Here is a 22,748-nt window from a genome sequence, read left to right on the forward strand (position 1 = left end):
GTCAGCTTTCCCGTACGTGGGTGTCGGTGCCGAGTGCCAGTTCGACGAGGTCGGCCACGTTCATGTCGTCAATACGGTCCACGGCGCCGGCCTCGGTGTCCGGCTCCGGCGCGTCGGGCTGGGGCGAGGTCTCGGTCAGCTCCAGCAGGGCATCGAGCAGCCCGGTCTCGCGCAGTTTGCTCAGCGGGATGGTGCGCAGCGCCGACCAGGTGGCCGCCTCCTCCGGGCTCTGCGCCGCCGCCTCGCCCCCGGTGCCGAACAGCCGGGTCGTCAGGTAGCGGGCCAGGGCCGGGAAGGTGGGGTGGTCGAACACCAGGGTGGTGGGGAGCTTCAGGCCGGTGATCGCGGACAGCCGGTTGCGCAGGGCGACCACGGTCAGCGAGTCGAAGCCCAGGTCCCGGAAGGACCGGTCGGACTGCAACTCGGTGACGGAGTCGTGCCCGAGCGCCACCGCGGCCTCGCGCCTGACCCGGTCGAGCAGGAGGCGTTCCAGCTCGCCGGCGTCGAGCCCGGACAGTTCGCGGACGAGTTCGGTCGCGTCGTCGCTCCCCGACGCGGCCTCCTCCACCGCGGTGAGCGCCTCGCGCGCCTCGGGCACGCCGAGGATCAGCGGCCTGGGGCGGGCCGCGGTGTACGCGGGGGCGAAGTCCTGCCAGCCGATGTCGGCGACGACCAGGTTGTGGTCCCGGCGGCCGACGGCGTCGGCGAGCGCGGAGATGGCGAGGTCGGGGTCCATCTGCCGGTTGCCGGACCGGCGCAGATGGGTGGCGGTCTCCGCGTCGACCATGCCGCCGCCGTCCCAGGCGCCCCAGGCCAGGGACACGAACGGCAGGCCCGCGGCGCGGCGTTCGGCGGCGAAGGCGTCGAGGTGGGCGTTGGCCGCCGCGTAGCCGATCCGGCCGGAGTTGCCCCAGGTGCCGGCGCTGGAGGAGAACAGGACGAAGGCGTCGAGTTCGAGGTGTTCGGTGAGGTCGGCGAGGTGGCGGGTGCCGGTCACCTTCGGCGCCAGCACGGCGGCCAGCTCGGCCGGGGTCAGCTCCTCGGCGGGCAGTTCGCGACCGCTGGTGCCCGCGGCGTGCAGGACCGCGCGGATCGGCGGGCCGTCGGAGCCGATCTTGTCGAACAGGTCGCCGAGGGCGGCCCGGTCGGCCAGGTCGCAGGCGGCGATGACGACATCGGCGCCCGACTCGACCAGTTCGTTGAGCAGTTCGGGCATGCCTTCGGCGGCCTCGCCGCGCCGGCTGACCAGGACGATGCGGTCGGCGCCCGACCGCGCGGCCCAGCGGGCGGCGCGGCTGCCGAGCGCGCCGGTCCCGCCGGTGATCACCACGGTGTCCCGGGGCTGCCAGGGCGTCGCCGGGCCGTCGGCGGGGGCGCGGACGAGGCGGCGGGCCAGCAGGCCGGACGGCCCGACCACCAACTGCTCCTCGCCCGTGTTGCCGAGGAGCGCGGCGGTCAGATGACGGGCGCTGTCGGCGTCGAAGTCGTCCGGCAGGTCGACCAGCCCGCCCCAGCGGCGCGGCAGATCGAGGCCGAGCACCACGCCCGCGCCCCAGACCAGTGCCTGCGCCGGGCGGCGCGGCGGGTCGTCGGGGCCGGTTCCCACGGCACCGGAGGTGGCCAGCCACAGCGGGGCGTCCAGGCCGAGTGCGCTCAGCGCCCCGACCGTGGCCAGGACCGAGGTGAGCCCGGCGGTCACGGCCGGGTGGTCCGGGTGGGGGCTGTCGTCGAGGCCGGTGAGGCAGAGCACGCCCGAGGGGCGCCGGTCGCCGAGCGCGTCCGTGATCCGCCGGACGAGCCCGGCGGTGTCGCTCCCGGCGGTGTCCACCGGTACGTCGATCACCTCGGCGCCCGCCAGGTCCAGGGCCCCGGCCGCGGCGTCCGGGAGGCGGGGGTCGCCCCCGGCGGGGCGCAGCACGAGCCAGCTTCCGGGCGCCGTGTCCGGGTCCGTCGCCGGGACCGGCTCCCACCGGGTGCGGTACCGCCAGCCGTCCAGCGTGGCGCGGACCTGGTGGCCGGTGTGCCAGCGGGACAGCGCGGGCAGTACGGGTTCCAGCTCGCCGCGCGCCAGTCCGGTGTGCTCGGCGAGCGCGTCGAGGTCCTGGTGGCGTACGGCCCGCCAGAATTCGGTCTCGACCGGGTCGGCGGCCCGTACCGCGGTCTCCTTGAAGTCGGGCCACAGGCGGCGGCGCTGGAAGGCGTACGGGGGCAGGTCGACGCGGCGGGCTCCGGTGCCGTCGAAGACCTGGGCCCAGTCGACGCTCACGCCCGCCGCGTGGGCGGCGCCGACCGAGCGCAGGAAGCGGGCGGGCCCGCCGTCGAAGCGGCGCAGCGAGCCGATGGCGACGACGTCGTCGCGGTCGGCAAGGGTCTCCTCGACGGCGCCGGTCAGCACGGGGTGGGCGCTGACCTCGATCAGCGGCCCGAAGCCCTCGTCGGCGAGGGCCCGCACGGAGTCGGCGAAGCGCACGGGCAGGCGCAGGTTCCGGAACCAGTACGAGGCGTCGAACACCGGGCCGTCGGCCCAGTCGGCGGTCACGGTGGAGAAGAACGGCACCTCGGGCGCCGAGGGGGTGATGGGTGCGAGGACTTCCGCGAGGCGTTCCTCGACGGCGTCCGCGTGCGGGGAGTGCGAGGCGTAGTTGATCGGGACGGTCCTGGTGCGGATCTCGTGGGCCGCGCACTCGGCGGCGAACTCCTCCAGGGCGTCCGCGTCCCCGGAGACCACCAGGGCGCCGGGGCTGTTGACCGCGCCGATGTGCAGCCGGCCCTCGTACGGGGTCAGCAGTTCCTCGATCCGGGCCTGCGGGGCGGCCACCGAGAGCAGGCCGCCGAGCCCGGCGAGCGCGGTGACCTCCCGGCCGCGCAGGCAGACCACCAGGGCGGCGTCGCGCAGGGTCAGCGCACCCGCGAAGCAGGCGGCGGCGATCTCGCCCTGCGAGTGGCCGACGACGGCGGCCGGCTCGACACCGTAGGAACGCCACAGCTCGGCCAGCGACACGGTGACGGCGAAGGTCGCGGGCTGCACCACGTCGTCGCTGTCGAGACCCGGGGCACCCGGCGCGCCGCGCAGGACGTCGGTGAGCCGCCAGTCCACGAATTCGGCGAGCGCGGCCTCGCAGCGGGCGATGCTCCGCGCGAACCGGGGTGAGGCGTCGATGAGTTCGGCGGCCATACCGGCCCACTGGGAGCCCTGGCCGGGGAAGACGAACACCGGGCGGCCCGCCGGGCGGGCCACCGCATCGACGACGTGCGCGCTGGGTTCGCCGGCGGCCAGGGCCTGGAGTCCGTCGAGCAGTTGGCCCCGGTCGGCTCCGACGATCACCGCACGGTGGTCGAAGGCGGACCGGGTCGTGGCCAGGGTCAGTCCCACGTCCACGGCGGCGGTCTCCTGCACCGCCGGCAGCAGGTGCCGGGCCTGGGCCCGCAGCGCCGGTCCGGTGGGCGCGGACAGCGTCCAGGCGACGGCCGCCGGGGGCGCCGGCCGCTCGTCGGTCCGCTCGTCCCGTGTCTGCGGGGCCTGTTCGAGGATCACATGGGCGTTGGTGCCGCTGATGCCGAACGAGGACACCGCGGCCCGGCGCGGCCGCCCGGTGTCCGGCCAGTCCTGGTTGGTGTCCAGCAGTCGCACGGCGCCGGAGTCCCAGTCGACCCGGGTGGACGGCTCGTCCAGGTGCAGGATCTTCGGCAGGACGCCGTGGCGCATGGCCAGGACGGTCTTGATGATTCCGGCGACCCCGGCGGCGGCCTGGGTGTGCCCGAGGTTCGACTTGAGCGCGCCCACCAGCAGCGGGGCGCCGTCGTTGCGTTCCTGGCCGTAGGTGTTGAGCAGCGCCTGCGCCTCGATGGGGTCGCCGAGCGGGGTGCCGGTGCCGTGGGCCTCGACGGCGTCGATGTCCGCCGCTTCGAGCCCGGCGTTGGCGAGGGCCTGGCGGATCACCCGTTGCTGCGAGGGGCCGTTGGGGGCGGTGAGTCCGTTGGATGCGCCGTCCTGGTTGAGGGCGGAGCCGCGTACGACACCGAGCACGGTGTGGCCGTTGCGACGGGCGTCGGACAGCCGTTCGAGGAGCAGCAGGCCGACGCCCTCGCCCCAGCCGGTGCCGTCGGCGCCCTGCGCGAAGGGCTTGCAGCGGCCGTCGGTGGCCAGTCCGCGCTGCCGGCTGAACTCGACGAAGACCGTCGGGGTGGACATGACGGTGGTGCCGCCGGCCAGGGCGAGCGAGCACTCACCGGTCCGGAGCGCGGCGACCGCCATGTGCACGGAGACCAGGGAGGACGAGCAGGCGGTATCGACGGTAACGGCCGGGCCCTCAAGGCCGTATGTGTACGAGAGGCGCCCGGAGGCGACACTGCCGGCGGTACCGATGCCGAGGTGGCCCTCCAGATCGTGGTCGCGGCCCTGCATCAGGTTCGCGTAGTCGCTGTACATCAGGCCGATGAACACGCCCGTGCTGCTGCCCCGCAGGGAGCGGGCCGGGAGACCGGCCCGTTCGAAGAGTTCCCAGGAGGATTCGAGCAGCAGCCGCTGCTGGGGGTCCATGGCCAGGGCTTCGCGGGGGGAGATGCCGAAGGGGGTGGGGTCGAACCGGTCGGCGCCGTCGAGGAAGCCGCCCTCGGACGCGTAGCTGGTGCCGGGCCGGTCGGCGTCCGTGTCCAGGAGCGCGGCGAGGTCCCAGCCCCGGTCGCCGGGCATCGGCCCCACGGCGTCCCCGCCGCGCAGCACCAGCTCCCACAGCTGTTCCGGGGTTTCGACGCCGCCGGGCAGCCGGCAGGCCATGGACACGATGGCGATCGGCTCGTCGTCGGCCGCCCCGGTGGACGCCGGGACGGGCGCGGTCCGGGCGGCGGGCGCCGTCCCGGGGCCGGCCGCCAGGGACTCCAGGTGTTCGGCCAGGGCGGCGGGGGTCGGCTGGTCGAAGATGATCGAGGCGGGCAGCCTGAAGCCGGTCTGCTCGCTGATCGCGTTGCGGAGTTCGACCGCCATCAGCGAGTCGAAGCCCAGCTCGGAGAAGGCCCGGTCGGGGTCGACCGCCCCCGCCGACGCGTAGCGCAGCACAGCCGCCACCCGGGCCCTGACCACGTCGATCATCCGGGCCGGCCGGGCCGCCGCCACCGGTCCGGGGACGGGCCGGTCGGTGCGGACCAGACCGCGCAGCAGGGCGTGCATCGTCTGGTTGCCGTCCTGCTCGCGCAGTACGGGGAAGTCGAAGGCGGCCGGCACCAGGTTCGCCTCGGGGCGGCCGAGAGCCGTGTCGAAGAGGGCGAGCCCTTCGGGGCCGCTCAGGGTGAGGACACCGTAGGTGGCGACGCGCTGGAGGTCGACGTCGCTGAGGCCGCCGACCATGCCGTCCTGGCCCTCCCACAGTCCCCAGGCCAGCGACAGGCCGGGAAGCCCCTCCCGGTGGCGCTGTGCGGCGAGGGCGTCGAGGTAGGCGTTGGCGGCGGAGTAGTTGCCCTGGCCGGGGCCGCCGAAGGGGCCCGCGGCGGAGGCGAACAGGACGAACGCGGAGAGGCCGAGGTCCCGGGTCAGCTCGTGCAGGTTGATCGCGCCGTGGACCTTCGGGGCGAGTACGGAGTCGATGCGCTCGGGGGTCAGCGACTGGATGATGCCGTCGTCGAGGACACCGGCCAGGTGAACGACCGCGGTCAGCGGGTGCTCGGGCGGCACGGTGGCGAGCAGCGCCGCCACCGCGTCCCGGTCCGCGACGTCGCACGCCGTGAGCGTCACCTCGGCGTCCAGCGCGGTCAGTTCGCCGGCGTCCGGCGCGGCGGGCCCGGACCGGCTGGTCAGCAGCAGGTGCCGGACGCCGTGCTCCTCGACCAGGTGCCGGCACAGCGCGCGGCCGAGGCGGCCGGTGGCGCCCGTGACCAGTACCGTGCCCTCGGGGTCGAGGGCGGGCGCCGTCTCCTCGGCGCGGGGCTCGGGCCGCACGAGGCGGGGCGCGTACCAGTGGCCGTCGCGCCACAGGAGCGACGGCTCGTCGTAGGGAAGGGCCTCCGTCGGAATCCGGGGCTCGTCGCCGGTGGCGTCCACGAGGACGAACCGGTCCGGGTTCTCCGACTGCGCGGAGCGCACCAGGGCCTGTACGGCGGCGGCGACCGGGTCGATGTCCCCGCTCTCCCCGGGCAGCCGGGCCGCGCCGCCGGTGCGCAGCACGAGCGGGGTGAGGCCGTCGGTCTCCGGCTCGGCGAGTACGTCCCGCAGCAGCGCGAGGGTGCGGTGCAGGGCCTCGCGCACCGCCTCGTGCGGCTCCTCCGGAAGGGCGGGGCCGCCCGGCAGGTCCACCACGTCCGGCAGCGCGCCCTCGGGGGCGGGCCCGGCGGGGACCTCCACCCAGTCGACGCGGAACAGCGTGTCGCGGTGGCGGGAGGGTGTGCGCAGCCGCTCGCCCGGCAGGGGGCGTACCAGCAGCGATTCGACGGAGACGACCGGTGTCCCGGCCGGGTCCGTCGCGGTCAGTGTGAGCACGCCCTGTCCGGACCGGCGCAGGGTGACGCGCAGTGCGGTGACACCCGGGGTGTGGACGCTGACGCCGGTCCAGGTGAAGGGGATCGCCCCGGTGGCCGAGCCGTCGGCGGCGAGGGCGGAGGCGTGCAGGGCGGCGTCCAGGAGGGCGGGGTGCACGGCGAAGCGTTCGGCCTCGATGTGCCGGGACTCGGGCAGCCCGACCTCGGCGTGGATCTCGTCGCCGAGCCGCCAGGCGGCCCGCAGCCCGCGCAGCAGCGGCCCGTACTCCAGGCCGCTCAGCGCGAATTCGTCGTAGAGGTGCCCGATGTCCACGGGGGTCGCACCGGCCGGCGGCCAGTGGGCGGGCGCGGGCGTGACGGGGTCCGGCGCGGCGGTCAGGGTGCCGGTGAAGTGACGGGTCCACGGCAGGTCCCGATGCTCCGGGGCGTCCTGCTCCGGGCGCGCGTAGCCGGTGACGGGGCGGCGGCCGGACGGGTCCGCGGCGCCGACCACCACTTGCACGGCGATCCGGTCGGTGGGGTCGAGGACCAGGGGCTCGGCGAGCACGAGTTCGTCGACCCGGGGGAAGCCGGTGCGGGCGCCCGCGCACAGCGCGAGGTCCAGGAAGGCGGTGCCGGGCACCAGGATGCGGTCGGCGACGCGGTGGTCGGCCAGCCAGGGGTGGGCGAGGACGGAGAGTTCGCCGCCGAAGACGAAGCCGTCCGCGTCGGCGCGTTCCATCCGTATGTCGAGGACGGGATGGCCGGGCTCCGGGTCGCGGCGGGCGATGGGCGCGTCCAGCCAGAAGCGGCGGTGCTGGAAGGCGAACGTGGGCAGGTCGGCGCGGCGGGCACCGCTGCCCTCGTGGAAGGCGGACCAGTCGACCGCGACGCCGCAGGTCCAGAGGCGGGCCAGCGTCTCGACGAGGGTTTCGGGCTCCGGCCGGTCCTTGCGCAGCAGCGGCTCGACCAGGTTCGGGGCGGCCAGGTCGGCGGCGACGGCCCCGCAGAGAGTGGCGCCGGGGCCCACTTCGAGGAACTTCCGCGTGCCGAGCGCGCGCAGCCGGTCGATGCCGTCGGCGAAGCGGACCGTCTCGCGCACATGCCGCACCCAGTGGCCGGCGGTGAACTCCTCGACCGGCTGCCCCGTCAGGTTCGACACGACGGGAATCTCCGGCCTGCGGTACTCCACCGTCTCCGCCACCGCACGGAATTCCTTGAGCATCCCGTCCATGTGGGGGGAGTGGAAGGCGTGGCTGACGTTGAGGCGGCGGGTGTCGCGGTCCGGGAACCGGGCGGCGACGCGCAGCACTTCCGCCTCGTCGCCGGATATCACCACGGAACCGGCCGCGTTGATCGCGGCGATCGAGACGCGCTCGCCGAGCAGCCCGGCGACCTCCGCCTCCGTGGCCCGTACGGCGACCATGGCGCCGCCGGCCGGCAGCGCCTGCATCAGCCGGGCGCGGGCCGCGACCAGCCGGCAGGCGTCCGGCAGGGACAGGACACCCGCGACATGTGCGGCGGCGAGTTCGCCGATGGAGTGGCCGATGAGGTGGTCCGGCCGCACGCCCCAGGACTCGACCAGCCGGAACAGGGCCACTTCGAGCGCGAACAGGGCCGGCTGGGTGTACTCGGTGCGGTCCAGCAGGCCGGTGTCCTCGAACATGACCGTCTTCAGCGGGGTGCCGGAGCCGGTGTCGAAGTGCGCGCAGACCTCGTCCAGCGCCCGTGCGAACACGGGGTGGGCGGCGTACGTCTCACGGCCCATGCCGGGGCGCTGGGAGCCCTGGCCGCTGAACATCAGGGCGACGGGTCCGCCGAGCGGCGGCCCGGCCACCACCCCGGGCCCACCGGCCGCGCCGTCCGCGATGGCGGTGAGGGCGGTCCGCAGCTGCTCCTGGTCCGTTCCGACCGCCACCGCCCGCCGCTCCAGGGCGGCGCGCGTGGTGGCCAGGGAGAAGCCGATGTCCTGGGGGGTGTGCCCGCCGACGCCGGAGAGCAGCCGGCGGGCCTGGGCGGCGAGTCCTTCGGCGGTCTTCGCGGAGACCACCCAGGGCACGACGGGGAGCGGTGCCCCGCTCTCCTTGGGGGCGTCGGACTCCTGTTCCGCCGGGGCCTGTTCCACGATCACATGGGCGTTGGTGCCGCTGACGCCGAACGCCGAGACCCCGGCGCGGCGAGGACGCTCCGCCTCGGGCCACGGCTGGGCCTCGGTGAGCAGGCGTACCCGGCCGGCGGACCAGTCGACGTGCTGGGAGGGCTCCGCCACGTGCAGGGTCTTCGGCAGGCTGCCGTGCCGGATCGCCTGCACCATCTTGATCACACCGGCCACACCGGCGGCGGCCTGGGTGTGCCCCAGGTTCGACTTGAGCGATCCGAGCCACAGCGGCCGCTCCCGGGGGCGGTCCTGGCCGTACGTCGCGATGAGCGCCTGGGCCTCGATCGGGTCGCCGAGCCGGGTGCCGGTGCCGTGCGCCTCGACGGCGTCCACATCGGCGGTGGTGAGCCCGGCGCTCGTCAGCGCCTGCCGGATGACGCGCTGCTGGGAGGGCCCGTTCGGTGCGGTGAGGCCGCTGCTCGCGCCGTCCTGGTTGATGGCGCTGCCACGGATCACGGCGAGCACCGGGTGGCCGTTGCGGCGGGCCTCCGACAGCCGTTCCAGGGCGAGCAGGCCGACGCCCTCGGACCAGCCCGTGCCGTTGGCCCCCTCCGCGAAGGACTTGCAGCGCCCGTCCGGTGACAGGCCGCGGTGCCGGCTGAACCCCACGAAGGCGACCGGGGTGGACATGACGGTCACCCCGCCGGCCAGCGCGAGGGTGGCCTCCCCCGACCTCAGGGCCTGGCAGGCGAGGTGCAGGGCCACCAGCGACGAGGAGCACGCCGTGTCCAGCGTCACCGCCGGCCCCTCCAGGCCGAGGGTGTAGGCGACCCGGCCGGAGGCGATGCTCGGCGAACTGCCGTTGCCGATGTAGCCCTCAAGGCCGCGCGGGGCCTGGCGCACCCGGGTGGCGTAGTCGTTGTACATCACGCCGACGTACACACCCGTACGGCTGCCGCGCAGCGAGGCGGGGTTGATCCCGCCGCGTTCCAGCGCCTCCCAGGAGGCTTCGAGGAGCAGCCGCTGCTGCGGGTCGGTGGCCAGGGCCTCGCGCGGGCTCATCCCGAACAGCTCGGCGTCGAACTCGGCGGCGTCGTGCAGGAATCCGCCCTGCGTGGAGTAGCACGTGCCGGGCTGGTCCGGGTCCGGGTCGTACAGCGATTCGATGTCCCAGCCGCGGTCGGACGGGAACTCCGAGACCGCGTCGGTGCCCTCGGTCACCAGCTGCCACAGCTGCTCCGGCGAGGCGACCCCGCCGGGCAGCCGGCAGCTCATGCCGACGATCGCGATCGGCTCGGAGTTCTTCTCCTCGTACTCCGCGATCTTCTGGCGGGAACGCTGCAGATCGGAGGTGGCGCGCTTCAGATACTCGCGCAGCCGTTCCTCATTCATAGGACTCATCGGTTTCCCCCTCGTCCGGACCGCGTGGCCTGATGCACGTCGTGCTCCTCCATTCGCCGCTCACGTGCCCAGCCCGCCGGAGAACCGGAAGTCTCCGAGACGGAGGCCATGGGGCGCGCTGATCCCGCCTATTCCGCGATCTTGGTGAACCCGGTCCAGCGGAAGGTCCTCGACGACCGGCCGTTGCCGCCCGCCTCGTCGGAGGGCTCGAAGTGCTGGTATCCGCCGTAGTACTTGATCTTGATCTTCTGCTGGGCCCGGTCCGCGTCGATGTGCAGCGTCCGCTGCGCCTGCGGGAGGTCGGCCGGCCCGCCGACCAGTTCGACGCGGACCTTTCGCTCGTTGTCGGTGCGCTGCTCGATGCTTCCGCTCATGGGATGCCCCTTCTCTCTGCCGGATGTGTGACGGTGCGTTGTCAGGTGCCGGATGGGATCAGTCCGCGCAGGCGTGCAGGCAGGCGATGAGACTGCGGGCCTGCACATTGAGGTAGTGCCGGTGCTGGAGCAGCCAGGTGATCTGAGGCAGCGTCATCCAGCGGAATCCGGGCGGTTCCTCGTCGAAGTGGTCGTCGCCCACCTCGATGATCATGTAGCGGCTGCGGGAGTGGTGGAAGCGGCCTCCCTCCTCCGACATCTCGGCGTCGTACAGCACGCGGTCGGTACCCAGGCGGCGCTCGATGTCGAGCAACTGCTCGTGGACGGCTCCCCCCAGCCGCGCGTGGTTCTCGGGGGTGCCCTGCACGGTGGGTGCGAGTTCGATGGCGTCGATGTAGCCGGGTTCGATACGGGCCCGCAGCAGCACGTGGAGGACTCCGCCGAACCGTTTGACCAGCAGGGCGGCGATGCCGACGCCGTGCGGTTCGAACAGCGGCTGGGTCCAGCCGCCCACCTCCCGGCTGTTGGCGACGACGTCCACGGCGGTGACGCTGAAGAAGAGTCCGCTCTCGTGCGAGATCGACCAGTCCGACTGCCGCCAGCCCGGCAGGTCCCGCAGGCCGACGACGGTGGAGTCCACGTCGTGGACGGCCTGGTTGGAGGTGATCCAGCTGAGGATCTCGGTCTCGGTGTGCAGGCCGCCCTGCTCGCCGTCGTCCCCGAATCCGGGCAGGCAGGACAGGACCGTGCGGGTGTCCATGTTCACCCGGTGGTCGATGCGCAGCTGCTCCTGCACCTGGCCGAGGGTCAGCCAGCAGAAGTCCTCGCCGGCCTCGACCTCGGGCCCCACCTCGATGACCATGTTGCGGTTGCGTTTGCGGTAGAACCAGGCGCCGTGCTCGGACTGGAGGACGTCGGCGACCACGCTGCGCGGCTCGGCCTCGGCGAAGTGCTTCACATAGGGCACGAGCCGCCCCTGGTGCACTCCGGTGTAGTTGCTCTTGGTGGCCTGCACGGTCGGCGACAGCTGCACCCCGTTGGGGTTGCCCGGCTCCGCCTTCGCCTGCATCAGCAGGTGCAGCACCCCGTCGATCTCACGTACGGCGATGCCGAGCAGCCCGATCTCCCGCTGCACGATGATCGGCTGGGACCACTCCTTCACGGGTCCCTCGTCGACCTCCACCTTCAGGCCCGCCACCGTGAAGAAGCGGCCGGTGTCGTGCACCAGGTGGCCGCTGTTCTCGGCGAACGACCAGTTCCGCAGCCGCGAGAACGGAATCCGGTTGACCTCGTGCACCTGCGCGGCGCAGCGCTCGGCGAACCACTTCTCGAACTGCTCCGGGCTGGTGGCCACGCCTCCGGTGGCACGCGCCGACTCCGCGAGCCGCGTGCTCAGGGTCGAGTCCGCATGACGCAGAACGTCGGTTCCGATGGTCCGCGGCATAGTGTCTCCCCGGTTCGTCTGTCAGTGAGGCGCTCCTGTTCCGGTCGGGTGACCGGGTCCGGCCCATGGCGTCGCGTACCAGGTGAACACGGCGGCGGGAACTGACCCAGGGGGGCCGGACCGGTCTAGGTGTTCACTCAGATCCCCGCCGATGAGCTGCCGCGAGCGCGATCCGCCGACTTCCCTAGAGACCGACGGCCGACGGGACATGGGTTCCCGTCCTCCCCAGATGCCGGCCGTACGCATGGATACGCCGGGCCACCGGAAGGCCGGCCCGAGCCTCGCAGCCGACCGCCGACCGGCTGCCCCGTCCTTCCCGAAGTCTGGAGAACCCATGAAGCACACGGCGCCGCCGAGAAGCGCGGCCGGCCGATGACGTACGCCATCGAAACCGAGGGCCTCGTCAAACGGTTCGGCAAGGTCAACGCGCTCAGCGGCCTCGACCTCACGGCGCGCCGGGGCACCGTGCTCGGCGTCCTCGGCCCGAACGGGGCGGGGAAGACGACGGCGGTGCGCATCCTGGCCTCGCTGATGCCGCCGGACGGGGGCATCGCCCGGGTCTGCGGGTACGACGTCGCGCGCAACCCCCACGAGGTCCGCCGGATCATCGGCCTCACCGGTCAGTACGCGGCCATCGACGAACACCTCACCGGGGCGCAGAACATCTCCCTGGTGGCGCGGCTCCTGGGCTTCAAGCGCGCCGCGGCCAGGCGCCGGACCTCGGAGCTGCTGGAGCGGTTCGGGCTGACCCATGCCGGTGACCGCAAGGCGCAGACGTACTCCGGCGGTATGCGCCGCCGGCTCGACCTCGCGGTCAGCCTGGTCGGTGAGCCCTCGGTGCTGTACCTGGACGAGCCGACCACGGGACTGGACCCGGAGAGCCGCTACGAGCTGTGGGACATCGTGCGCAAGCTCGTCACCAACGGCTCGACGGTCCTGCTGACCACGCAGTACCTCGACGAGGCCGACCGGCTCGCCGACGACATCGTGGTGATCGACGGAGGCGTGGCCGTCGCCACCGGCACCCCCGCGGAGCTGAAGGCGAAGACGGAACGGCAGACGCTGGAGATCCAGCTCGCCCCGGGCGGCGACGTCGAGACCACCCGGCGGATCATCGAGGAACTCAGCGGGAACCGGCCCGTCACGGACGGCACCCAACTGCGCACCCAGGTCAATGACACGGCCCTGCCGAGCGCGGTCCTGCGCCGCCTGGACGAGTCGGGCATCGAGGTCGTCGAGCTGGCGCTGCGCCGGCCCAGCCTGGACGAGGTGTTCCTGTCGCTGACCGGGAGCCGGGGCAAGGACGACCACGACGTCCTGGCGGACCGGCCGGCCGGCGAGCCGGTGCTCGCGGGCCGGGCGGAAGGGGTCGGCTCATGACCGCGCTCGCCCCGCTCCTCCCCGTGAAGCACCGGCTCGGCCCGGTGACGACGGTCCGGCACTGCCTGACCCTGGGCGGGCGCAATCTGCTGCACCTCAAGTCGAACCCGGGCGAGATCATCGGCTTCGCCGTCGTGCAGCCGCTGATGGTGATCGCGCTCCTGGTGTACGTGTTCGGCGGGGCGATCGCCGGGGACACCGCGACGTATCTCCAGTACGCCCTGCCGGGGCTGATCGTGCAGTCGTCGGTCACCTCCGTGCTCGCCACCGGCACCGGACTGCACCAGGACATCAGCAACGGTCTGTTCGACCGGCTGCGCAGCCTGCCCATCGCCCGGATCGCGCCCCTGATCGGCCATCTGATCGGCACCCTGGTACGGGTCATGGCCGGGCTGCTCATGCTGCTCGTCGTCGGCGCGGCGCAGGGCTTCGAGATGCGCACGGGGTTCGGGTCCACGCTGGGCGGGCTGCTGCTGATCGCGCTGTTCGCCACGGGGATGGCGTGGGTCTCGATGCTGGTCGGCCTCGCCGCCAAGTCCGCCACCACGGTGCACATGCTCACCGGCATGCTGGCGATCCCGCTCACCTTCTGCAGCAACGTGTTCGTCAAGACGGACACCATGCCCGGCTGGCTGCGGACCTGGGCGGACATCAATCCGATCTCGCAGGAGGCGACGGCGCTGCGCGCGCTGACCTCCGGCGGGCCGGTGGGCAACTCGGTCTGGTGGACGCTGGCGTGGACCGTGGTGTTGACGGCCGTCTTCGCCCCCCTGGCCATCCAGGCGTACCGAAGACGGGTCTGACATGGTCCCGCGCTCCCGGAGGGGGACATTCGGATGAAGCACAGCACACAGGATCTGGCACTTTTCGGCGGCGGACCCGCCTTCCTGGAGGACCGGCGAGTGGGCCGGCCCAACCAGGGCGACCGCCGGCTCTTCCTCGACCGGATGAACCAGGTCCTGGACAACGAGTGGCTGTCCAACATGGGCCCGCTCATGCACGAGTTCGAGGCGCGGGTCGCGAAGCTCGCGGGCGTGCGGTACTGCGTCTCGCTGTGCAACGCGACCGTGGCCCTGCAGATGCTGGTCGGGGACCGGGCGACCGGCGGCGAGCCCGGGGACGAGGTCATCGTCCCGGCGCTGACCTTCCCGGCCACCGCACACGCCGTGCGGTGGCGTGGTCTGCGGCCGGTGGTCTGCGACGTCGACCCGGTGACCGGTCTGATCGACCCGGACCGGGTCGAGGCACTGATCACGCCCCGGACCCGGGCGATCATCGGCGTCCATCTGTGGGGACAGGCCTGCGACGTACGGCGGCTGGAGAAGATCGCCGACACGAACGGGCTGCGGCTGTACTTCGACGCGGCCCCCGCACTGGGCTGCACCCACGAGGACACCCCGATCGGGGGCTTCGGAGACGCGGAGGTGTTCAGTTTCCACGCCACGAAGATCGTCAACTCCTTCGAGGGCGGTGCGATCGTCACCGACGACGACGCGCTGGCCGCCCGCATGCGGGCCGTACGCAACTTCGGCTTCGGGGCGGGCGGCAGGGTCGAGGAGGTGGGCACCAACGGCAAGCTGAACGAGGCCGCCGCCGCGATGGGCCTCACCTCGCTCGACGCGCTGGAGTCCACCGTCGCGCACAACCGCGCCAACTACGAGACCTACCGGGCCGCGCTCGCCGCGGTCCCGGGGGTGCTGCCGCTGGAGTACGACGCGCGGCACCGCAACACCCACCACTACATGATGGTCACCGTGGACGAGGAGGCCGCCGGCCTGCACCGGGACGTGCTGCTCGACGTGCTGCGCGCGGAGAACATCGTCGCCCAGCCCTACTTCCCGGAAGCCATGCACCAACTTCAGCCGTACGCCGACGAGTCGACCGTGCCGCTCCCCCACGCCGAGGCGCTGTGCGAGCAGCTGCTCGCACTGCCCACCGGCCCGGGGGTCAGCGCCGACGACATCGGGATCATCAGCGATGTCGTACGGGCCGCCGTCGCACACGGGCCCGAGGTGACCGCTCGACGGCGTACCGAAACCACCGCGCAGTAGCGGACCCGGACCCGGCACAGCCGTGCCCAGCGCACGCCGGACAGGAACGAGGAGTGGCTGCCATGGCAGCGAGCACCACCGAGACGCCCGTCGGCAGGGTCAAGCCCAGCCGGCTCATCGATCTCGAACAGCACAAGGACGAACGCGGCTGCATCTCGGTCGCCGAGTCGGAGTGGACGGCCGGATTCCCGATCCGGCGTGTCTACTACCTCCACGACCTGACGGGCGGTACGTCCCGGGGCGGGCACGCGCACCGCGAGCTGGAGCAGCTCTTCATCGCCGCCCACGGCGGCTTCACCATCCGCGTCGACGACGGCCACCAGCAGTCCTCGTACCGCCTGGACACCCCCGGGACCGCCCTGTACGTCGGGCCGATGGTGTGGCGGGACCTCAGTGACTTCACCCCGGGCGGGGTCTGCCTCGTCCTGGCGTCGCACCACTACGACGAGGCGGACTACTACCGCGAGTACGAGGAGTTCCTGCGAGACAGCCGGAGGCAGGCGTGACCAAGGTTCCCTTCTTCGACCTGCGGGACATGCACGCGGCCACCGGCACCCAGGAGGAGATCGACGCGGCCGTGCTGCGGGTGTCGCGCTCCGGCCGCTACATCCTGGGCCGCGAGCTGGAAGCCTTCGAGGCGGCCTACGCCGCGTACTGCGAGAACACCCACTGCGTCGCGACCGGCAGCGGTCTGGCCGCCCTCGAACTCGCGCTCAGGGCGCTCGGGATCGGTCCGGGCGACGAGGTGATCGTGCCCGCCCACACCTTCATCGGGACCTGGCTCGCCGTCTCGTCCACCGGGGCGCGCCCGGTCCCCGTGGAACCGGGCGAGGGGTCGTTCCAGATCGACACGGACCTGCTGGAGGCGGCCCGCACCCCGCGCACCCGCGCCGTGATGCCGGTGCACCTGTACGGGCATCCGGTCGACCTGGACGCGGTGGAGCGCTTCGCCGAACGGCACGGCCTCGCCGTGCTGGAGGACGCGGCCCAGGCGCACGGCGCCCGCCACCAAGGCCGCCGCATCGGCAGCCGGCACGTCGCGGCCTTCAGCTTCTACCCCGGCAAGAACCTGGGCGCCCTGGGCGACGGCGGCGCCGTCGTCACCGATGACCCCGAGCTGGCCGACCGGATCCGGCTGCTGCGCAACTACGGCTCCCGCGAGAAGTACGTGCACCAGGAGAAGGGCGCCAACTCCCGGCTCGACGAGATCCAGGCCGCGGTGCTCGCCACGAAACTCCCCCACCTGGACGCCTGGAACGAGCGGCGCCGCACGATCGCCCGCCGCTACACGGAGGCGCTCGCGGACCTGGACGGGCTCACCACCCCCGAGGAGGCGCCGTGGGCCGAGCCGGTCTGGCACCAGTACGTGCTGCGCACCCCGCGCCGGGAGTTCCTGCGCGAGCGGCTGGAGGAGGCGGGCGTGGGGACGCTGATCCACTATCCGGTGGCCGTCCACCACACGCCCGCCTATGCCGGACAGGGCCTCGAACCCGCCGCCGGCCTGCCGAGGACCGAACGGCTGGCCGATGAGGTGCTGAGCCTGCCCATCGGCCCCCAGCTGCCCGACCACGCGATCGACCTGGTCGTGGACGCCGTGCGGAGCGCGCTCCTGTGAACGCGCTGCCGGCCCAGGACGGCCCCGCGCACCGGCAGCCACCCGGCCCGCGCGGACACATCGGCGTCTGCACCTTCCCCGCGTACGCGCACATCGCGCCGGCCGTGCCCCTGATGACCGAGCTGGTGGACCGCGGACACCGGGTCACCTGCTTCGTCACGGAGCGCTTCGCCGACCTGGTCCGGGGCAGCGGCGCCGAGGCCGTCGTCTACCCGTCGCGCTTCCCCTGGGCGAACGGGCCGACCGGCTCGGCGCTGGAGAACATCCTCGCCTTCTTCGAGGAGGCGCTCGCCCCGCTGGAGACGGCGGTGACCCGCTTCGACGGCGACCGGCCCGACGTCATCGCCCATGACCTCGCCGCCTCCGAAGGGGCCAGGCTGCTGGCCCGCGCCTGGGACATCCCGGTGCTCCAGCTGTGCCCGACCATCGCGTCCGGCCCCGGCTTCTCGATGTCCGAGCGGCAGAACCAGGAGGTGACGGGGCCGCCACCGGAGCCGATCGACCCGGCCGACCCCTCGATCGGCGCGTTCGTGGAGCGCAGGGGGCGGCTGCTCGACGCCCACCGCATCGACGGCTCCCCGCTCGACGGCTTCGGCGCGGAGCACGGCGACAACATCGTCTTCCTGCCGAAGGAGTTCCAGCCGGCCGCGGAGACCTTCGACGACCGGTTCTCGTTCATCGGGCCCTGTCTCGCCGGCCCGTCCGACGACACCGCCCAGGACCCCGGCGGCTGGCGGCCGCCCGAGGGCCGCAAGGTCGTGCTGCTCTCCCTGGGCAGCTCCTACACCCCCGACCAGGCCGCCTTCCTGCGCTTCTGCGTCGAGGCACTGGCCGGCTCGCCGTGGCACCTGGTGGTGACCCTCGGCCACCGCGTCACCGCCGATGAGCTGGGCCCGCTGCCGGCCCATGTGGAGACCCACCAGTGGCTGCGCCACCCCGAAGTCCTCAGGCACGCCGCCGCGTTCATCACGCACGGCGGCATGGGCAGCGTCATGGAGTCGCTCGCCCACGGGGTCCCGATGGTCCTCGTGCCGTACCACATCGACCAGCGGGTCATCGCCCGCCAGGCCGCCGGCCTCGACCTGGGGCGCGTCCTCATGCGGGAGTCGGCCGACCCGGCAGCGCTGCGCGCGGCGGTCGAGGAGGTCGCCACCGGCCCCCGGATCGCCGCCGCCGTGGCCGCCATGCGCCGGCACGTGCACGAGGCGGGCGGCGCCTCGCGCGGAGCCGACGCGGTCGAACGCCTGATGCGCCGTCCCGAACGTCCACGCACCCCTCACGCGCCACCTAAGGAAGTGACTCACCCATGAAGGGCATCATCCTCGCCGGGGGCGCCGGAACGCGCCTGCACCCCGTCACCCTCGCCGTCTCCAAGCAACTGCTCCCCGTCTACGACAAGCCGATGATCTACTACCCGCTGTCCGTGCTCATGCTCGCGGACGTCCGGGACATCCTCATCATCTCGACGGCCGAGGACCAGCCGCTCTTCCAGCGGCTGCTCGGTGACGGCTCCGAGCTGGGCCTCAGGCTCAGCTACGCCGTACAGCACGAGCCGAACGGCCTGCCCGAGGCGTTCGTCATCGGCGCGGACTTCATCGGCGACGACTCGGTCGCGCTGATCCTCGGCGACAACATCTTCTACGGGCCCGGCATGTCCGACTGCCTCCGCGACAGCCGCCGCGACCTGGACGGCTGCGTCCTGTTCGGCTACCACGTCTCCGACCCCGAGCGCTACGGCGTGGGCGAGGTCGACGCGCGGGGCCGGCTGATCAGCATCGAGGAGAAACCGGTGCGCCCGCGCACCGACCGGGCCATCACCGGCCTGTACTTCTTCGACAACCACGTCGTGGACATCGCCAAGAACCTGGTGCCGTCGGCGCGCGGCGAACTGGAGATCACCGACGTCATCCGCCACTACCAGCGGGACGGCAAGGCGAACGTGGTCGATCTCGGCCGGGGCTTCGCCTGGCTGGACACCGGGACCCACGACTCGCTCATGGACGCGGGCCAGTACGTCCAGGTGCTGGAGCGCCGCCAGGGCGTGCGCATCGCCTGCATCGAGGAGATCGCCCTGCGGCGCGGCTTCATCAACGCCGAGGCCTGCTACCGGCGCGGCTCGCGCCTCACCAAGTCCGGCTACGGCGAGTACGTCATGGACACCGCCAGGAAGCACATGGAGACGCGGCTCACGAGTCCGGTGGACACGTCCTCGGAGAAGCTGCGGGAAATGGTGGGCCTTCGGTGAGCGGCCGGCACATCGCCTTCTTCAACTACGCGGCCCACGGCCATGTGAACCCCACGCTGCCGGTCGTCGCCGAACTGGTGCGCCGCGGCAACCGGGTGACGTACGTGGTCGCCGACCAGTTCGCCGGCGTGGTCGCCGCGACCGGCGCCGAGGTGATCCCGTACGAGTCGGTCGTACCGAAGTCGTGGAACACCGTCGCCATCCCGGCGAAGATCACCGGCAACGACATGGCCGAGGCCGCGGAGAAGCACCTCACCGAGGCGTTCGCCCCGCTCGCCGAGGCGGAGAAGCGGCTCGGCGACGACCGCCCGGACCTGATGGTCTACGACGGGTTCGGCTACGCCACCGGCCGGCTGCTGGCCCGCAAGTGGCAGCTGCCCTCCGTGATGACCGCGACCACGTTCGTCGTCAGCGAGCAGTGCAACCCGTACGCCGGACTCGCCGCGACCATGTCCGCGCCCGACCCCGGCCACCCGGCCCTGGCCCGCACCCAGGAACTGCTGCGCACCACGCTGGACGCGCACGGCCTGGGCGACCTGTCGAACGAGGAGTTCACCGGCGCCGCCGAGGAGCGGACCATCGTCTTCGTGGCGCCCGAGTTCCAGCCGGGCACCGAGACGTTCGACGAGCGGCACGTCTTCGTCGGCCCCTGCATCGGTGACCGCGCCCTGCAAGGCACCTGGCAGCGGCCCGGCGACGGGCGCCCGGTGGTGCTCGTCGCGCTGGGCAGCTTCGGGTACGAGAACCAGGCGGCCTTCTACCGCGACGCGCTCGCCGCGCTCGCCGACCTGCCCTGGCACGTCGTCATGTCGCTCGGCGGCCTGGTCACACCGGACGACCTCGGTCCGCTCCCGCCGAACGTCGAGGCCGCCCCCTGGGTGCCGCAGCTCTCCGTCCTGGAACACGCGTCGGCCTTCGTCTCGCACGCCGGCATGGGCAGCACCATGGAGGCCCTCGCCTTCGGCGTACCGCCGGTCGTGGTGCCCCGTACCGGCGAACAGGACCTGGTGGCCGCGCGGGTGGCGGAGCTGGGCCTGGGCCGGTCCATCGCCCCGGACGCACTCGACGCGCGGGCGCTGCGCGCCGCCGTACTGGACCTCTCCGAGGACCGGGCGGCCCGGGAGCGGGTACGGGAGCTGTCCGCGAGCATCGCGGCCCGCCGGGGCCCGGAGCTGGCCGCCGACACGATCGAGTCCCGGGCGGCCGCGTCATGACCGAGCCGTCCCGTCACTTCGCCTTCCTGCCCTACCCGGCGTACGGGCACATGGTCCCGGCGCTCCCGGTGGTCGCCGAACTCGTGGCCCGCGGCCACCGGGTGACCTGCTTCACCACCGAGGAGTTCCAGGACCGGGTCCGCGCCACGGGAGCGGAGGCCCGCCTGTACGACCCGCCGCTGTCCTCCGACCCGCCGCCGGACGTCATCGACGCCGACGAGTGCGCGCGGGCCCCGCTGAAGCTGCTGGACGGGAGCACGGCCGTGCTCCCGTCGATCGAGGCCTGCTTCGCGGACGGCCCGCCGGACGTCGTCGCCTACGACACCACGCTGTGGCTGACCGGACGGCTGCTGGCCGCCCGCTGGGGGCGGCCCAGCGTGCAGCTCTCGCCGACGTTCATCTCGAACGAGCACTTCAACCTCTCCGAGCAGCACCAGGAGTTCGCCGGGCGGATCGATCCGGCGCACCCGGCGATCGTCGCCTTCGCTGACCGGCTCAAGGACATCGTGACCGGCAGCGGCCTGCGCGAGGACCAGCAGGCCGAACTGTTCAACGGGCACGAGGAGTTCACGGTCGCGTTCGTGCCGAAGGAGTTCCAGTTCGCGGGCGACACCTTCGACGGGCACCATGTGTTCGTCGGCCCGACGACACAGCCGCCGGCCCCCGCGGACGACGGCACGGCCTGGCAGCCGCCCGCGGACGGGCGGCCGGTGCTGCTCGTCTCGCTCGGCACCACCGTGAACAACCACCCCGGCTTCTTCCGCGACTGCGTCGAGGCCTTCGCCGACCAGCCCTGGCACCTGGTGCTCGCGCTCGGCAAACGCGTCTCCCCCGAGGAGCTGGGCCCGCTGCCGCCCCATGTGGAGGCGCACCCCTGGGTCCCGCTGGCCGAGGTCCTGCCGCACACCTCGGTCCTGCTGTGCCAGGCGGGCATGGGCAGCGTCCAGGAGGGGCTGCGGGCCGGCGTGCCCATGGTCGTCGTACCCCACCACCCCGAACAGCACGTCAACGCGCGGCGGCTGACCGAACTGGGCCTGGCCCGAGCGGTGCGGCGCGAGGACGCCTCCGTACAGGCCCTGCGCAACGCCGTACTGGACGTCGCGGACGACGCCCCCCTGCGGGAGCGCGTACGGCGGATGCGGCACCACGTCCGGTCGGCGGGCGGCGCGAGGCGGGCCGCCGACGCGATCGAACAGCGACTGCACGCACTGTCCCTGGAGACGACATGACCCAGCTCCCGGACGCCGGCCCCGCGCCCGTGGCGCACCCGCCGGTCACCCTGCCCTCGGCGCGGACCTGCCCCTTCGACCCGCCCCCCGAGTACGCGGAGCTGCGCGAGACCTGCCCGGTCGCCCCGCTCGCACTGACCGTGGGTCCGGGCGACGGCGCCGGCTGGCTGGTCACCGGGCTCGCCGATGTGCGCGCCGTCCTGAGCGACCGCCGCTTCAGCCACCGCAACGAGCTGATCGCCCTGCCGATCCCGCCGCCCTTCCCGATGACCGACTACGACCCGCCGCCCGCCGCCCCCGGCGCGTTCATCAAGATGGACCAGCCCGACCACTCCCGCTACCGGCGGCTGCTGACCCGCCGGTTCACCATGCGGGGCGTGGCCGCGCTGACCCCGATGATCACCCGCCTCACGGAGGAGTACCTCGACGCGCTGGCCGGCGCCGACGGGCCGGTCGACCTGGTGAGCACCTTCGCGGAACCGCTCACGGTCCGGGTGATGTGCGAGATGCTCGGCGTGCCCGAACCACTGCGCGAACCGCTGGCCGGCCACCTGGCGGTGCTGTCCCGGACGCACTACACGGTCGAGGAGCTGATCGAAGCCTGCACGGTCATCGCCGAAGCCCTCCAGGACCTGGTCGCGGCCAAGCGCGCCGACCCCGGCACGGACCTGCTCGGCGAGCTCGCCGCCGACGACGGGCTCACCGACGAGGAGGTCGTCAACATCGCCTGGGCCCTGCTCGGCGGCGGCTTCGACACCACGGCCAACATGCTGGCCCTCGGCACGTTCGCCCTCCTGGCCCACCCCGACCAGCTCGCCCTCCTGCGCGCCCGCCCCGAGCTGGCCGACAACGCGGTGGAACAGCTCCTGCGCTACCTCACGATCTCCCACCTGGGGGCGAGCCGAGCCGCCCTGGAGGACGTCGAGCTGAACGGCACCCGCATCAAGGCGGGCGACACGGTCGTCCTCGCCCTCTCCGCCGCCAACCGCGACCCCGGACACTTCGACGCCCCGGACCGCCTGGACATCACGGCCGAAGCCCAGGGCCACGTGGCCTTCGGCCACGGCGAGCACCAGTGCATAGGCCAGAACCTCGCCCGCGCCACCCTCCGCACAGCCCTGCCCATGCTCTTCGACCGCTTCCCGGCCCTACACCTGGCCACCCGCGCCGAGGAGGTCCCGCTCCGCTCGGACATGCTCCACTACGGGGTGCACGAGCTGCTGGTGGATACGGGGGCGTGAGCCGCGGCC

General features: G+C 73.1%; 13 protein-coding genes. 10 read left to right on the plus strand and 3 right to left on the minus strand.

Annotation, left to right across the window (positions count from 1 at the left end):
* Position 1: 1 nt before the first annotated feature.
* The 3 genes from P8A18_RS33675 to P8A18_RS33685 all read right to left on the minus strand — a co-directional run bounded on the left by P8A18_RS33675 (position 2) and on the right by P8A18_RS33685 (position 11,764).
* Positions 2–9,937: a type I polyketide synthase gene (locus tag P8A18_RS33675; RefSeq protein WP_306061712.1), complete on the minus strand. Its 9,936-nt coding sequence runs from the start codon at positions 9,935–9,937 to the stop codon at positions 2–4.
* 137 nt (positions 9,938–10,074) lie between these two features.
* Entirely contained in the window at positions 10,075–10,320 is a 246-nt protein-coding gene (locus P8A18_RS33680) for a DUF5988 family protein (protein ID WP_306061539.1), read from the minus strand.
* Positions 10,321–10,378: 58 nt separating this feature from the next.
* Positions 10,379–11,764, minus strand: coding sequence for an NDP-hexose 2,3-dehydratase family protein (locus P8A18_RS33685; RefSeq protein ID WP_306061541.1), 1,386 nt, complete (start codon positions 11,762–11,764; stop codon positions 10,379–10,381).
* 372 nt (positions 11,765–12,136) lie between these two features.
* Between P8A18_RS33685 and P8A18_RS33690 the strand changes: the two genes are divergently transcribed.
* From P8A18_RS33690 to P8A18_RS33735, 10 genes are all read left to right on the plus strand, one after another.
* Complete coding sequence (locus P8A18_RS33690) at positions 12,137–13,144, plus strand: ATP-binding cassette domain-containing protein (RefSeq protein ID WP_306061543.1); 1,008 nt, start codon at positions 12,137–12,139, stop codon at positions 13,142–13,144.
* On the plus strand, positions 13,141–13,947 hold the full coding sequence (locus tag P8A18_RS33695; protein ID WP_018554531.1) for an ABC transporter permease: 807 nt from the start codon (positions 13,141–13,143) through the stop codon (positions 13,945–13,947). Before P8A18_RS33690 ends, P8A18_RS33695 begins: the two co-directional genes overlap by 4 nt.
* Positions 13,948–13,980: 33 nt before the next feature.
* A complete protein-coding gene (locus tag P8A18_RS33700) occupies positions 13,981–15,195 on the plus strand; it encodes an aminotransferase class I/II-fold pyridoxal phosphate-dependent enzyme (RefSeq protein ID WP_306061546.1) in 1,215 nt (404 codons plus the stop codon).
* Between the two features lie 62 nt (positions 15,196–15,257).
* Complete coding sequence (locus tag P8A18_RS33705; protein ID WP_306061548.1) at positions 15,258–15,701, plus strand: sugar 3,4-ketoisomerase; 444 nt, start codon at positions 15,258–15,260, stop codon at positions 15,699–15,701.
* Between the two features lie 29 nt (positions 15,702–15,730).
* Entirely contained in the window at positions 15,731–16,810 is a 1,080-nt protein-coding gene (locus P8A18_RS33710) for a DegT/DnrJ/EryC1/StrS family aminotransferase (RefSeq protein ID WP_306061714.1), read from the plus strand.
* Positions 16,807–18,120 carry a macrolide family glycosyltransferase gene (locus P8A18_RS33715; RefSeq protein ID WP_306061550.1) on the plus strand — a complete coding sequence of 438 codons (1,314 nt, stop codon included), beginning with the start codon at positions 16,807–16,809 and terminating at the stop codon, positions 18,118–18,120. Before P8A18_RS33710 ends, P8A18_RS33715 begins: the two co-directional genes overlap by 4 nt.
* The gene (rfbA, locus tag P8A18_RS33720) at positions 18,117–19,055 is read left to right on the plus strand and encodes a glucose-1-phosphate thymidylyltransferase RfbA (protein WP_306061552.1); all 939 of its coding nucleotides are present in this window, start codon (positions 18,117–18,119) and stop codon (positions 19,053–19,055) included. Before P8A18_RS33715 ends, rfbA begins: the two co-directional genes overlap by 4 nt.
* Positions 19,052–20,269 (plus strand): macrolide family glycosyltransferase, encoded by a 1,218-nt coding sequence (locus P8A18_RS33725; RefSeq protein ID WP_306061554.1) that lies wholly within the window; start codon positions 19,052–19,054, stop codon positions 20,267–20,269. Before rfbA ends, P8A18_RS33725 begins: the two co-directional genes overlap by 4 nt.
* Positions 20,266–21,498, plus strand: coding sequence for a macrolide family glycosyltransferase (locus P8A18_RS33730; protein WP_306061556.1), 1,233 nt, complete (start codon positions 20,266–20,268; stop codon positions 21,496–21,498). Before P8A18_RS33725 ends, P8A18_RS33730 begins: the two co-directional genes overlap by 4 nt.
* On the plus strand, positions 21,495–22,739 hold the full coding sequence (locus tag P8A18_RS33735; RefSeq protein WP_306061558.1) for a cytochrome P450: 1,245 nt from the start codon (positions 21,495–21,497) through the stop codon (positions 22,737–22,739). Before P8A18_RS33730 ends, P8A18_RS33735 begins: the two co-directional genes overlap by 4 nt.
* The last annotated feature ends 9 nt before the right edge of the window (positions 22,740–22,748 follow it).

This window comes from Streptomyces sp. Mut1, assembly GCF_030719295.1.
In the GTDB taxonomy this organism is placed as follows: Bacteria; Actinomycetota; Actinomycetes; order Streptomycetales; family Streptomycetaceae; genus Streptomyces; species Streptomyces castrisilvae.